Here is a 13,753-nt window from a genome sequence, read left to right as displayed (position 1 = left end):
GCGGTGGCTTTACCCCTCACCCCTCACGCCTCACGCCTCACCGAAAAATCATGAAGCTAATCATTCTCGACCGCGACGGCGTCATCAACGTCGATTCCGACCAGTTCATCAAGAGCCCGGAAGAGTGGAAACCCATTCCCGGCAGCCTGGAAGCCATCGCCAGGCTCAACCAGGCGGGCTACCGGGTAGTGCTTGCCACCAACCAGTCGGGCATCGGGCGCGGCCTGTTCGACATGGCCACGCTCAACGCCATCCACGACAAGATGCACAAGGCGCTGGCCCAGGTCGGCGGACGCATCGACGCGCTGTTTTTCTGCCCCCATGCGGCGGACTCCAAGTGCGATTGCCGCAAACCCAAGCCCGGCATGTTCGAGGAAATCAGCCGGCGCTTCAACATGGACCTGAAGGGCGTGCCTGCCATCGGCGATTCCCTGCGCGACCTTCAGGCGGCGGTCTCCATGGGCGCCATGCCGGTTCTGGTACGCACCGGCAAAGGGGAAAAAACGCTCGAAGCCGGCGGCCTGCCGGAAGGGACCCTGGTGTTCGCGGATTTGGCCGAAGCGGTGCGCCACCTGACCTCCCCTATCGCATGATGGTGTGGCTGCGCTCCTTCCTGTACGCCCTGGGCATGCTGCTGCTCACCCCAATCTTCTCGGTCATCGCGCTGCTGACCTTTCCCTTCCACCCGCTGACGCGCTCCCGCATCATCGCGGCCTGGGCAAAAATCATGCTGTGGTGGGCCAGGGTGATATGCGGCCTGAGCTACCGTGTGATCGGCACAGAAAACATTCCCGCCACGCCCGTTGTCATCCTCGCCAAGCACCAGTCGGCATGGGAAACACTGGCCTTCCAGTGCATCTTCCCGCCGGTGGTCTGGGTCATGAAGCGCGAACTCCTGAGAATCCCGTTCTTCGGCTGGGGACTGGCCATGACCAGTCCGATCGCGATCGACCGCGCCGCCGGCAAGGAGGCCCTGAAACAAATCACCGAGCAGGGCAAGGAGCGGCTGGCACAGGGCTTCTGGGTGGCGGTATTCCCCGAAGGCACGCGGGTAAAGCCGGGAACGCAGGGAAAATACAACATCGGTGGCGCTTTCATGGCCGCACACAACGGGGCGACGGTGCTGCCGGTGGCGCATAATGCCGGGGAATTCTGGGGCAAGAACGCGTTTCTCAAGTATCCCGGCACCATCACCCTCAGCATCGGCAAGCCGATACATACGGCGGGCATGAAAGCGGGCGCACTCAACGCCGAAGTAGAGGTGTGGATCGAGGAAGAAATGCAGCGCATCGCGCGCGACTACGAAGGTGGGCCGCTTGCACCGCATACGCCTCGGTGATGAGGAAGTTCCCTACCTGCTGCGGCGCAGCCCGCGCCGCCGTACCATCGGGCTCAGAATAGACCAGTCGGGGCTGACTGTAAGCGTGCCCACGCGCGCCCCGCAACGGGCCTGGGAAACGGTACTACGTGAAAAATCGGGCTGGGTGCTGGACAAGCTGGAAGAAATGCGTGCCCGCAGCATTCCGGACATCAGCTGGCGCGACGGCGAGCTGCTGCCGTTCCTCGGCGGCCCGATCGAACTGCTGGTGGAGCGCGGCACGCCCCGCGCGCGCCCTGCCCTTGGCGACGGACAGTTGCGCGTCGCACTACCTGATCCGACCGACACCAGTGCGCTCCAAACCCGCGTCGTGCAGTGGTACCGCCGCGAGGCCCTGACATTCTTTCAGCATCGGGTCGAATTTTATGCGCGCCAGCTGGACGTCAGCGTGTCGCGGCTCGGTTTGAGCAGCGCCCGGACGCGCTGGGGAAGCTGTACCAGCGGCGGCAACATCCGCCTCAACTGGCGTCTGATCAAGGCCCCGCCTGCGGTAATCGACTATGTGGTCGTCCACGAGCTGGCCCATCTGATCGAACTGAACCATTCGCCATCGTTCTGGAAAATCGTGGCCCAGTTATGCCCGGACTATACCGCGCTACGCACTTTGCTCAGAGAACACGCCGCCCATTACCACCGTTTTTGACTTGGAACCCATTTTTGAAACCTGCCGAATGTGCGCCTAATTTTCGCCTTGTTCGCGCGGGGGTTTTTTCCGTGCGCCAAGCGCGCTATGATGCGGCAATAAGTGATTGTAAAAATATAACTTTACCGAGCGAATGAAAGGGAGCGTTATGCGTTTGCTGCATACCATGATCCGTGTCGCGGACCTGGAAAGATCCATCGCTTTTTATACCGAGGTCCTCGGCATGCGCTTGTTGCGGCGCAAGGACTATCCCGAGGGGCGCTTTACCCTGGCTTTCGTGGGGTACGGCGACGAAAGCGAGCATGCCGCGATCGAGCTGACCCACAACTGGGATACCTCATCCTACGATATCGGCAATGGCTTCGGCCATATCGCCATCGAGGTGGAGGACGCCGCACATGCCTGCGCGGAAGTCAAAAAACGCGGCGGCAAGGTGACGCTGGAAGCGGGCAAGATGAAGCACGGTTCAACCATTATCGCTTTCGTCGTGGACCCGGACGGGTACCAGATCGAATTCATTCAGCGCGGCTCGCGCCAATAACAAGGGAAAAACCATGAAACCAAGCATTCTGCGCAATCTCCTGTTGTCGTTCCTTGCGCTTGGCGTGGTGATGGGCGCGGTATTTCCGCTCTTTGCCAACATCTTCGTCGAATGGAAACCCGGCATGCTGGTGTGGTTCTGTGCTGGTGCGCTGGCAGCGGGCGTCACTCTCGGACTGGCCAATTACTGGCTGGTAAGCTGGGTGCTGCTGTCCAAGCTGCGGCGCATTTCGCAGGTCGCCACAGCGATCAGCGACAAGGACATCAGCCACCACTGCGCCATGGAAAGCGACGATACGATCGGCGAGATTGTCGTCAGTTTCAACAAGATGGCCAGCAACCTGCGCGACCTGATCGGCGAAGTGGCCAGCATGAGCGGCTCCGTAAACCACGATGCAAACACCATCCAGGAACTGATGAGCGGGGTACGCAGCCGCTTTGACGCGCAACATCAGACCGTGGCCAGCATCAACTCCAGCACCGAGACGCTTTCGGATACGGTGGCGCAAATTTCCGGCAGCGCCGGCCAGGTATCGGAAGCGGCACGCAACGCATCCGACCTGGCAAAATCGGGCGGCAGGATCGTTCAGGAAACCATCCAGGGCATGCGCCAGATCAACGAGTCGGTCACGCTGGGCTCCTCAGCGGTGGATAGCCTGGGGCGCAAGTCGGACGAAATCGGCGCAATCGTGGCGGTCATCAACGGCATTGCCGAACAGACCAACTTGCTCGCCCTCAACGCGGCGATCGAGGCTGCCCGCGCCGGTGAGCAGGGGCGCGGATTCGCGGTGGTGGCAGACGAAGTACGCAAATTGGCGGAAAAAACTGCGCAGGCCACCAAGGAAATCAGCGAAATGATCCAGAGCGTGCAACAGGAAACGCGCAACGCGATATCCACCATGCAAAGCGGCACCGAGCAGGTGCGCGGCGGGGTGGAAAAGGCTACCGAGGCGGGGCGTGCGTTGCAGGAGATCGTAGGCAGCGTGGAAAAGGTGTCTGAAATGATCGAACGCATCGCCACCAGTGCCGAATCTCAGAACAAGATGGTTTCCGGCGTACGCCACCATGTGGACGAAATCAGCCATATGGTACATGAAGCCTCGCTGGACACCATTTCCAGCGAACAGGCCGTGGGCGAACTGGCGAAGCTGTCCGCCAAACTCGACGGCGTCCTCAAGCAATTCAAATTGCGTTGAAATCCACGCTCAGGCTCTGGTAGAACTGCACATTGTTGCGGCCGTTGTGCTTGGCATGGAACATGGTGTCGTCGGCAGCGGCCATCAGCTCCTCGGCGCTGCTCGCATTGTCCGGGTAGACGGCAAAGCCGATGCTCAAGGTGGGCTGAACCTCTTGTCCGCCCACTTCGATGGGCAGTCGCCCGGCCTCCATCAGGCGCATGGCAACCATGCGGATATCCCGGTCATGCGCTGCGTCCGGCAGCAAGGCCACGAACTCGTCACCGCCCCAGCGGCTGAGCGTGTCCGTCTCGCGCATCACGGACAGCAGCCGCTGGCTCAAGGTGCGCAGCACGACGTCCCCTGCGTGATGCCCGAGGGTGTCGTTGATTTGCTTGAAGCGGTCGAGGTCGATAAAGCCCAGGGCCACTTTGGTCCCATTGCGCTGGGCGCGAACGATGGCCTGCTGCAGGTGATCCTGTAGCAGAATCCGGTTCGGCAACTCGGTGAGCGGATCATGCAACGCCAGCCGGGTGATACGTTTCTGCTCCAGATAGGCTGCGGTCACGTCACGCAGTATCCCGCGCATACTGGTAACGCTCCCCTGAGGAGAGCGATACGCCAGCAAGCGCGCTTCCACCCACAGATGATCTCCACTTTCGTCTTGCAGGCGGAAACGCAAGGTAGTGTTGCGTTCCTGCCCCGACTCCAGTTGCTTCAGGCTGGTGCTGACAATGGTATGGTCTTCCGGGTGCACGAATTGGAACAATGACTGGTCTGCCATAGTGCGCACCGCTTTCTGGTCGCCGCGCAGCTTCCCCCAGCCGGCGCTGACACTAGTCAGCTTGCCTTGGGGCGTCATGTCTATGATCGCTTCTTCCAGCAAATCCAGGGTGTCGAGCATGGCCTGGCGTCGCGCTTCCGCCTGCATCTGCAATGTTACATCGTGGATCAGCGCCACCAGGTGCAGGCCGTGTCCGCCTTCGGCGGGAACCGTTTGCAGCCTGCCGGTAAAATACTGGTCGCCCAGGTCGTCCACCAGCGCGAAATCGACGGTCTCGCTCCTGCCGCTGCTCAGCACGCGGGGCGCCGCTTCCATGAGCGCATGCGCCATATCCGCCGGCAACGCCGATGACACGGTATGAGCGGCAGAACTGGCGGGCGGCAACTGGCTGTGACTGGACCAGACATTATGAATCGTGCCGACAGCATCGAATTCGATAACGATATCCTCGGTGGCCCCCACCAGCACCCGCAAGCGCGACTCGCTGGCGCGCAGGCTGTTTTCGATGCGTTGCCGTGCCAGGGTCGCGGCGAAATTATTGGCCGCCACGCACAGGATGTCGATTTCCATCGGCAGCCAGTCGTGTTTTTCGCGCTGAGCGAAAAATCCCAGAAACCCTGCCATCTCGCCGCCGACCAAAAGGGGAATGCACACCACGCTGGCAACACTTATCCCATTGAAAAGGCTGAATTCAGCGCGCGGCAATTCAACCAGATTTTTGGTAAAAACCATACCGATATGCAGCGTGTCGCTGAGCAGGGGATAATCGTCATAATCCAGACAGTCGGGAAGATGGCTCAGTTGCTCGCTGGCGAACCAGTACGAGCACAGTCTGGCCTTTAGCTGGCCGGCGGCGCACTGCTCGTTGAGATACAAGGCGCAATGATTGACCCGCGCGGCTTCCGCCAGACGATGCAGCACTTCGGCCCGATTTTCCTCGCCAGAGGCCTCCAGCAGCAGGTTGGTCGCATGGCCCAGGGCGTCCAGATAACGCGAATAGAGTGAGGCCTCGTTTGGCTTAGCCTGATATTCCTGACTATCCGGCAATGCCTGGGCCATGTTTGCGCCTATTCCTGGTCTGGGCTGGCGGCGTGGCAGTAATTGGCGATGCGCACAAAATCCTCCACGCCGATGTTTTCCGCCCGCAAACCGGGATCGATCTCGAGGTGCTCGAAATCCGGATCCTTGAGATACGCATGGAGGGTATTGCGCAGGGTCTTGCGACGCATGGAGAACGCTGCGGCCACTATCTTCGCCAGCAGTTCTTCGTCTTGCGCCCGGAAAGGGCGCTCGCGCCATGGCAGCATGCGCACCACTGCGGACTCAACCTTGGGAGGCGGCGAGAATGCCTGAGGCGGCACGTGCAAGAGATTTTCCATGATGAAGGAATATTGTAGCATGACCGACAACCTGCCGTAGGCAGACGTAGAAGGTGCCGCCACCATGCGTTCGACCACTTCCAGCTGCAGCATGAAGTGCATGTCATCGATCAGCGGGGAAAAGCCGGCGAGGTGAAATAACAAGGGCGTCGAAATATTATAGGGCAGGTTTCCGACCACTCGTAGCGGGCTGCCCAGACTGCCGAAATCGAATTTGAGGGCGTCGCAGGCGTGCACGGTAAGGCGCGCCGGATCGTATTCCCGGTGCAGGCGCGTGACGATATCGCGGTCGAGCTCGACCACATGCAGGTGGCGCAATGTCTGGAGCAAGGGTTTGGTGATCGCTCCCAGGCCGGGGCCGATCTCCACCATCAGATCGTCAGGCAGCGGACGAATGACCGTGACGATATCGGCGATAACCTGACGATTGGTGAGGAAGTGCTGGCCGAACCGTTTACGCGGGATATGCCTCATCGCCGCACCATGGCACAAGCCAGGTCCAGCGCCGCCAGCAGGCTGCCCGGCTCGGCGCCACCGCCGCCCGCCAGGTCGAGCGCCGTGCCATGATCCACGGAAGTGCGGATGATGGGCAGGCCCAGGGTCACATTGACCCCGCCGCCGAAACTGGCGTGTTTGAGCACCGGCAAGCCCTGATCGTGATACATGGCCAGCACGCAGTCGCATTCGGCCAGCATGCGCGGCGTAAACAGGGTATCCGCAGGCAGCGGTCCGCGCAAATCCATGCCCTGGGCACGCAAAGCATCCAGCACCGGCGAGATCACCTCGATTTCTTCGCGCCCGAGGTGGCCGCCCTCTCCGGCATGAGGATTGAGCCCTGCCACCAGGATGCGCGGATGAGAAATGGCGAAGCGGGAAACGAGATCGCGGTGCAGAATGCGGATCACTTCGCTCAAGCTTTCGCGGGTAATGGCGGCAGGCACGTCTTTCAGCGGCAAATGGGTGGTCGCCAGGGCAACGCGCATGCCGCCCCCTACCAGCATCATCACCACCCGCGGCGTTGCGGTCTGTTCGGCGAGAAATTCGGTATGGCCGGTAAAATGAATACCTGCATCGTTGATCACGCCCTTGTGCACCGGTGCGGTCACCAAGGCATCGAAAGTGCCGTTCAGGCAACCGTCAACCGCGCACCGCAAGGTATCGAGAACATAGCGGCTATTGGCGACATCTAGCTTGCCGGGCTGAACCGGAGCTACCAGGGGAATATGCATGACTTCCAGCGCCCCCAGTGGTGCGGGCTGATCGGCCAATGGCGCATAGTCCATGATTGCCAGCGGCAGCTTGAGCGCCTTGGCGCGCGCGGCCAGCAGGGTTTTGTCCGCCAGCACGATCACGCGCGCCGGGTAGGCCTGCTGGGCGAGCAGCACGCACAGGTCGGGACCTATGCCGGCGGGTTCACCGGCGCTAAGCGCAATAATGGGTATACTCAAGGACAAGGTCCGGATCGCTCAATACACTTAAAAAATTAGAGATAACTTACAAGACAGAATCATCCTGGAATCCGGTCATTCCCGCCCTCATTTATCATCCATCCGGTACTCGACGTAAGCACGGTCGCGCAGCTGGCGCAGCCATTCCTGATAGGCCTCGTCGGCCTTGCGCACGCGAATTTCCTGGCGCGCCTGCATGCGCGTGCGCTCCTTGCTCACATCCTGGCTGCGACGCTCAAGCACCTCGATCAGGTGCCAGCCGAAAGGGGAACGCACCGGATCGGAGAATTGACCCGGTTTCAGGGCATCCATGGCTTTCTCGAATTCAGGCACCGTATCGCCGGGCGATATCCAGCCCAGATCCCCTCCCCGGCTCGCGGACCCGTCCTCCGAGTGCAGACGCGCCAACTCCTCGAATTTCGCGCCATTGTCGAGCCGTTCCTTGAGTTGCAGGGCACGGTTCCTGGCGTCCTGCTCCGACACCACCTCGTTCACCTTGATCAGGATATGGCGAACATGGGTTTGCTGCACCACGAATGGCGTTTCCTTGCCGCGCTTGTCCAGCAATTTCAGGATATGGAAGCCGTTCGGGCTGCGCAGCACCTGGCTGGTCTCTCCCGGCTTGAGGTTGTTGAGTGCCTCGACGAACAGCGCCGGCAATTGCCCGGCCGTGCGCCATCCCAGCACGCCGCCTTCGAGCGCGTCCGGCGCATCGGAATAACTTGCGGCAATTTGGCGAAAGTCCTTGCCGGCCTGCACTTCTTCCAGCGCTTTAAGGGCGCGCGACTTCAATTTCTGCAACTGTTCGGGGCTCGCCTGTTCCGGCACCCGCACCAGGATGTGTGCCAGGCTGTACTCTCCGCCCCCCCCCGCCACCGCGCCACGGGTGTTGAGGTAGTTGTCCACCTCGCCGTCGCTCACGGTCACGCGGTTGTCGACTTCCCGCTCGCGCAATCGCGCCATGATGATCTCGTTGCGGATGTCCTCGCGGAACTTGCTAAAATTCACGCCGTCCTTTTCCAGTGCGGCACGGAACTGTTCCGGGCTGAGCTTGTTTTCCTGGGCGATGCGCTGCAAAGTCTTGTCGAGCTGAACCTCATCAATTTTCACGCCGGTTTCCTGGGCAAACTGCAGTTGCAGGCGGTCCATGATCATGCGTTCCAGCAGCTGTTTCTCCAGCAAATCGCGGGGAGGCATCGGCGTACCCTGTTTTTGCAGCTGCTGAATCACCGTATGCAGACGCTCGTCAAGTTCGAGCTGGGTAATGACATCGCTGTTCACCACCGCAACGATGCGGTCCAGTGCGACCGCGCGTGCCGGCTTTGTTTCCGCGCTGGACAGGTGCGTTAGGCTCAACAGGGAAGCCGCCAGAAAAAAGGAAAGCAGTTTTGATTTAGAACTGGTCATAAGTTGTAGCCGGTGTGGAAGGTTTAAGAGTTGGTGCATAGCCGGAAATGTTCCGTTTCAGGATATCCAATGGATCGGCGCCGATTTTTCCCATGCCGAACAATTCCAGCTGGAAGAAAATCGAGTTGCTGGTTTGTGCTGTCGCTGTAGCCAGGCGATGCATCACCACCCGCGCCGCCCAGCAACCGCCATTATATTCAAGCCCGGCCAGCCCCTCCAGAATAATGCGGTCCTGTAATGAGTAATTCCACCGCCCCACCCCTTGCCAGCGTCCGCGCAGGGGCCATTGAGCGGAAATATCCAGCTGCTTGATCGGATTGAGCATATCTCGGGTAAAACGGTAACCCAGGTTGAGCACCTTGCCTACTGCCGGCTGGTAGCGAACGCCTACGCCGGTTTTCTGGAATTGCTGCTGACCGGTGTTGTACTGAACGCCGGTGTCGACGTTCCAGAATGGCGCCACCCGGCCGCTGAAAGCCGCCAGGATGTCGGATGACTTGTCGGTCCGGCCGGCACTGCCGTCCAGCGTGACTTGCTGCTCCTTGAAATAATAGCGCTGCCCGATGGCCGCACGTATCCATTCCTGCCCATTATCCGGGTCGAGCAAGCGCGAAGTCAGGGCTGCAGTAACCTGGTTCGCATCGTTGATGCGGTCGCCGCCGACGAACTGGTTCTCGCTGAACATCTGGGCATAATTGAAATCCGCCAGGCCGGTATCGAAAATGGGGAGCCGGCTTTGATCGCGGTAGGGCACATAAAGGTAATACAGCCGTGGCTCCAGCGTCTGGATGAATTCGTGGTTGCGCAACTGCACATCGCGTTCGAGAAAGAGTCCGCTGTCGACGCTGAAGATAGGCAGCGTGCGCGTCGCATCCGGCAGGACGGCAACATTGTTGTCGCCCAGCACGTAGCGGGTCATATGCATGCCCAGCTTGGGGGTGATATAAGCAAAGCTTTGCTGCAGGGGCATGCTTACATTAGGGTAAAAGGTCAGGCGCTTGCCATTGACCAGTGTCGTGTGGCGGAAGTCCACCCACTCGCCGGTCAGCCCCAGATCCACGGCGGGAAAATTACGCCACAGGCCGTTAACCAGCAGTTGCGGCGCCAGACTGTAGGGCTTGCCCACCGGCGCCAGCGGATCCTGCAGCGTCTGATAACTCAGCATTCGACCCAGAAAACTCAAGCCGTGACCGTTATAGCTCAGCATCGCATCGCGCGGCAGGTTGACTTGCGAAGTGCTGGCCAGGGTAGTGGTCAGGTCACGAAAATAATTGTCGTCCGATGCTTTCTGAACATTCAGACTGCCCGCCCAGCCCGCGCCAAAATTCTGCATGTGGAGCAGCGACAGAGCATAGCGGCTTTGGCCGGCAAGACTATCGTTGGGCAGCAATTCGGCGCGACTTTGACCGGAATACATCGGGTTCAGATAGCGATATTCACCTTTCAACTGCAGCCCTCGCCGCGCCAGAATTCGCGGCGTGATGGTGGCATCCTGTTCGGGAGCGATATTCCAATAATAGGGCAGGGAAAATTCGGCACCGCTATTGCCGCTGGTACCGAAGGAAGGTGTCAGGAAACCCGATTTGCGCTCGTCAGTCAGCGGAAAATTAAGCCACGGCGTATACAGAAACGGCACGCCCTTGAAATAGATGCTGGCATTGTAAGCCGTGCCGGTTTGGGTAGTGCGGTCAAGCTCCAGTTCCCCTACGCGAAGAAACCAGTCGTTATTGCCCTCGGCACAAGTGGTATAAGTGCCACGCGTGAGGCGTTGCCGGTTCTTTCCGAGAAACTCCAGGTTCTCTCCGACGCCGTGTGCGACCGGCTGCTGCAAGAGATAGACCGGTTCGCGCATAAAACCTTGCTGCGTCTCGAGCTTCATCTTGAGTTCCGGGCCGGTCGTCACGTTGCCGTTCTGCTCGATGCGCACATTTCCCAGCGCATGCACCTCGTCTTCCGGCTGGTTGTAGATCAGGTGATCGGCGTCGATTAACTGCCCCCGTTTGCGCAACACGCACTCGCCATCGGCCTGTATTTCAGCATTGCGATGGCCTGACATGCGATCGGCATCGAGAAAAATCGGCGTCTGCTCGTCGGCGGGGAAAACGTTGATCAGCGAGGTCTGCGGGCGCAACTCCAGTGTGTCGTCTTCGGCGTAGAGATCGAATGGCAGGGCTAACAGGACAAAGACGGCAAGAGTGAGAGGGAGCGGGCGCATTGTTATTGGAGTGCTTATATAGATGCTAAAATCGCACAATTTCACGAATTAAGCAATGAGGCGCGATCGCAGTGGACCGTATTGAACTGATGCATGACTGGCTGCACGGGCAGTTTCCCGATGGGGGATGGACAGTCGAACCGGCTTCGGCGGATGCCAGCTTCCGCCGCTATTTCCGCGTCGCAGCCGACGAAGGCACGCATATCGTCATGGACGCCCCGCCCGAGCAGGAGGACTGCCGCCCATTTATCCACGTCGCACAACTGTTCGACGCGGCTGGCGCACATGTGCCAAAAATCGTGGCGCAGGATTTACAGCAGGGCTTTCTGCTCCTGTCCGACCTCGGCCATACCACATACCTGCAGGTGCTCGACGAAGGCAGCGCCGATGCGCTTTACCGCGATGCGATCGACGCCCTGATCAAGATTCAGCTTGCCAGCCGTCCGGACACCCTGCCGCCCTATGACGAAGCGTTGCTGCAGCGCGAAATGAACCTGCTGCCCGATTGGTATATAAACAAGCATCTACAAGCCACCTTGAGCGACTCCCAGCGCGAGACCCTGCAACGCACCTTCGCCCTGATTGCCCTGAACAACCTGTCCCAGCCGAAAGTCTATGTCCATCGCGATTACCACTCGCGCAACCTGATGGCGGCATCGCCCAACCCCGGCGTTCTGGATTTCCAGGACGCGGTTTACGGCCCCATCACTTACGATCTCGCCTCCCTGTTCAAGGACGCCTACATCACCTGGGAAGAGGAACGTGTGCTGGACTGGTGCATCCGCTACTGGGAACAGGCGAGAAAAGCCGGACTGCCGGTCAATGCAGACTTCTACGAGTTCTACCGCGATTTCGAATGGATGGGCGTGCAGCGCCACATCAAGGTGCTGGGAATTTTCGCCCGCCTCTATCACCGAGACGGCAAGGACGGCTACCTCAAGGACATACCGTTAGTGATGGCTTACTTGCGCAAGGCCTGCGAACGATACATCGCTCTGACGCCACTGTTGCGGCTGCTGGACGAACTGGAAAACAGGCAGGCGGCAGCGGGATACAGCTTTTGAAGGCCATGGTCCTCGCCGCCGGGCGCGGCGAGCGCATGCGTCCGCTCACCGATAGCGTTCCCAAGCCTCTGCTTCAAGTGGGCGGCAAACCGCTGATCGTGTGGCACATCGAAAATCTGGCACATGCCGGGATACGAGAACTGGTGATCAACCACGCCCACCTCGGCGCGCAGATCGAAGCCTGTCTGGGAGACGGAAGCCGTTTCGGAGTAAGCATCCACTATTCACCCGAAGCTGAAGCGCTGGAGACCGCCGGCGGCATCGCCAATGCCCTGCCGCTGCTCGGCGACGAGCCTTTCGTGGTGGTGAACGGCGACATATTTTGCGACTTCGATTTCACCCGGCTGAACGATGCCGCAAAAAAACACTCCACTTTCCTGGTGCTGGTGGACAACCCGCCCCAACACCCCAAGGGGGATTTTTTTCTGGATCGCGACATCGTCCGCTCACAAGGCCCAGCCATGCTGACTTTCAGCGGCATCGGCGTCTATCGGGCGGAGTTCTTTGCCGCCATCGACCGGGGAACCAAAGCCCCGCTCGCGCCGCTGTTGCGCGCGGCGATGGATCGCGGCACAGTGGGCGGCATGCACCACACCGGTTATTGGGCAGACGTCGGCACGCCGCAGCGCCTGGCCGAGTTGAACGAGAAATTAAAGGAAAATTGATGCCAGCCAGAAAGCATGTTTTAATTGCCATAAGCATATTGGCACTGGTGTCGTGGTTAGCGCTCACTCTTACGCAAAAACCGATTGCGCCTAATGTCGATCTCACCACTCTGGATGGCAAGCAGATGGCTCTCGACAGCCTGCGTGGCAAGGTGGTGCTGGTGAATTTCTGGGCCACCAGCTGCCCGGGTTGTGTCAGTGAAATGCCGGCGCTGGCGGACATCTACCGCAAATATCAGCCGCGCGGTTTGGAGGTAGTGGCGGTAGCGATGAATTACGACCCGCCCGAATATGTGCGCAACTACGCCCAGCAGCGTAACCTGCCGTTCACCATCGCGCTGGACACGACCGGAAAGGCGGCCGAGGCGTTCAGCCAGGTGAAGCTGACGCCGACTTCGTTCGTGATCGACCGCAAGGGACACATCATCCAGCAGACGATCGGCGAACTCGATTTCGCCCAGCTGAAAACACTGCTGGAACAACAATTGGGAGGGGCCACATCATGACGACCACGATGACGACACTGAAAAAACATTTCGTCTACCAGGCAGATTACCAGCATTGGGCCAACGACACGCTGTTCGCCGCGCTGGATGTGCTCGACGAGGATGCACGGCAAAGCCACCAGGGCATGATCTTCGAGAATATCCACAAGACCGTGAATCACATTCTGGTAGCAACCCGCAACTGGATGACGCGCCTCAAGCAGGATAACCAGAGCGTGGGGCGCGAAGAGCTGTTCATGGCAGACTGGAAGGAGCTCAAGAACGTGCTGCGCCTGGAATTCCGCGAAGCCCAGCGCTGGCTGGAAGCCCAGCCGGAAGCGTTTTTCGACGAACAGATCGGCTATTTCGACACCGACAACCAGCCGCGCCAGATTTGGGTACGCGATGCGCTCACCCACATCATGACCCACGCCGCCCATCTGCGCGGCCAGGTCACATCGGTTGCCGTGCGCCTGGGCGCGCCGGTACCGGAAATGGACTACATCTTCTACAAGGCGGAAATGGAAAAAAACCTGGAGCACTTGCGCGCCCACTAGCACCAGGGCGTGT

At 59.8% G+C, this 13,753-nt stretch carries 14 protein-coding genes; 9 read left to right on the top strand and 5 right to left on the bottom strand.

Annotation, left to right across the window (positions count from 1 at the left end):
* Nucleotides 1-50 precede the first annotated feature (50 nt).
* The 5 genes from gmhB (at nt 51) to SKTS_RS02620 (ending at nt 3,757) form a co-directional block, all read left to right on the top strand.
* Nucleotides 51-593, top strand: a complete 543-nt coding sequence (gene gmhB / locus SKTS_RS02640; protein ID WP_173059922.1) for a D-glycero-beta-D-manno-heptose 1,7-bisphosphate 7-phosphatase — start codon at nt 51-53, stop codon at nt 591-593.
* On the top strand, nt 593-1,339 hold the full coding sequence (locus SKTS_RS02635; RefSeq protein WP_173068868.1) for a lysophospholipid acyltransferase family protein: 747 nt from the start codon (nt 593-595) through the stop codon (nt 1,337-1,339). Before gmhB ends, SKTS_RS02635 begins: the two co-directional genes overlap by 1 nt.
* Complete coding sequence (locus tag SKTS_RS02630; RefSeq protein ID WP_173059918.1) at nt 1,317-2,021, top strand: M48 family metallopeptidase; 705 nt, start codon at nt 1,317-1,319, stop codon at nt 2,019-2,021. The genes SKTS_RS02635 and SKTS_RS02630 overlap by 23 nt, the downstream gene beginning before the upstream one ends.
* A gap of 148 nt (nt 2,022-2,169) precedes the next feature.
* Nucleotides 2,170-2,562, top strand: coding sequence for a lactoylglutathione lyase (gene gloA / locus SKTS_RS02625; protein ID WP_173059915.1), 393 nt, complete (start codon nt 2,170-2,172; stop codon nt 2,560-2,562).
* A 13-nt stretch (nt 2,563-2,575) separates the two neighbouring features.
* Entirely contained in the window at nt 2,576-3,757 is a 1,182-nt protein-coding gene (locus tag SKTS_RS02620; RefSeq protein ID WP_173059912.1) for a methyl-accepting chemotaxis protein, read from the top strand.
* Here SKTS_RS02620 and SKTS_RS02615 read toward each other — a convergent pair.
* The 5 genes from SKTS_RS02615 to SKTS_RS02595 all read right to left on the bottom strand — a co-directional run bounded on the left by SKTS_RS02615 (nt 3,744) and on the right by SKTS_RS02595 (nt 10,969).
* Nucleotides 3,744-5,579 (bottom strand): sensor domain-containing protein, encoded by a 1,836-nt coding sequence (locus SKTS_RS02615; RefSeq protein ID WP_173059909.1) that lies wholly within the window; start codon nt 5,577-5,579, stop codon nt 3,744-3,746. The two genes, SKTS_RS02620 and SKTS_RS02615, sit on opposite strands and share 14 nt — an antisense overlap.
* A gap of 8 nt (nt 5,580-5,587) precedes the next feature.
* Complete coding sequence (rsmA, locus tag SKTS_RS02610) at nt 5,588-6,373, bottom strand: 16S rRNA (adenine(1518)-N(6)/adenine(1519)-N(6))-dimethyltransferase RsmA (protein ID WP_173059906.1); 786 nt, start codon at nt 6,371-6,373, stop codon at nt 5,588-5,590.
* Entirely contained in the window at nt 6,370-7,347 is a 978-nt protein-coding gene (gene pdxA / locus SKTS_RS02605) for a 4-hydroxythreonine-4-phosphate dehydrogenase PdxA (protein WP_198420413.1), read from the bottom strand. Before pdxA ends, rsmA begins: the two co-directional genes overlap by 4 nt.
* Before the next feature lie 87 nt (nt 7,348-7,434).
* The gene (locus tag SKTS_RS02600) at nt 7,435-8,754 is read right to left on the bottom strand and encodes a peptidylprolyl isomerase (RefSeq protein WP_173059900.1); all 1,320 of its coding nucleotides are present in this window, start codon (nt 8,752-8,754) and stop codon (nt 7,435-7,437) included.
* Nucleotides 8,741-10,969, bottom strand: coding sequence for an LPS-assembly protein LptD (locus SKTS_RS02595; protein ID WP_173059897.1), 2,229 nt, complete (start codon nt 10,967-10,969; stop codon nt 8,741-8,743). Before SKTS_RS02595 ends, SKTS_RS02600 begins: the two co-directional genes overlap by 14 nt.
* Nucleotides 10,970-11,040: 71 nt before the next feature.
* Between SKTS_RS02595 and SKTS_RS02590 the strand changes: the two genes are divergently transcribed.
* The 4 genes from SKTS_RS02590 to SKTS_RS02575 are packed head-to-tail and all read left to right on the top strand — an operon-like array spanning nt 11,041 to nt 13,740.
* Nucleotides 11,041-12,033, top strand: coding sequence for an aminoglycoside phosphotransferase family protein (locus SKTS_RS02590; RefSeq protein ID WP_173059894.1), 993 nt, complete (start codon nt 11,041-11,043; stop codon nt 12,031-12,033).
* Between the two features lie 5 nt (nt 12,034-12,038).
* Nucleotides 12,039-12,698, top strand: coding sequence for an N-acetylmuramate alpha-1-phosphate uridylyltransferase MurU (murU, locus tag SKTS_RS02585; protein ID WP_173068865.1), 660 nt, complete (start codon nt 12,039-12,041; stop codon nt 12,696-12,698).
* Nucleotides 12,698-13,204 carry a peroxiredoxin family protein gene (locus SKTS_RS02580; protein WP_173059891.1) on the top strand — a complete coding sequence of 169 codons (507 nt, stop codon included), beginning with the start codon at nt 12,698-12,700 and terminating at the stop codon, nt 13,202-13,204. Before murU ends, SKTS_RS02580 begins: the two co-directional genes overlap by 1 nt.
* Nucleotides 13,201-13,740: a DinB family protein gene (locus SKTS_RS02575; protein ID WP_173059888.1), complete on the top strand. Its 540-nt coding sequence runs from the start codon at nt 13,201-13,203 to the stop codon at nt 13,738-13,740. The genes SKTS_RS02580 and SKTS_RS02575 overlap by 4 nt, the downstream gene beginning before the upstream one ends.
* Nucleotides 13,741-13,753: the final 13 nt, after the last annotated feature.

The organism is Sulfurimicrobium lacus (assembly GCF_011764585.1).
In the GTDB taxonomy this organism is placed as follows: Bacteria; Pseudomonadota; Gammaproteobacteria; order Burkholderiales; family Sulfuricellaceae; genus Sulfurimicrobium; species Sulfurimicrobium lacus.
This window is presented reverse-complemented; position numbering and strand designations above follow the sequence as displayed.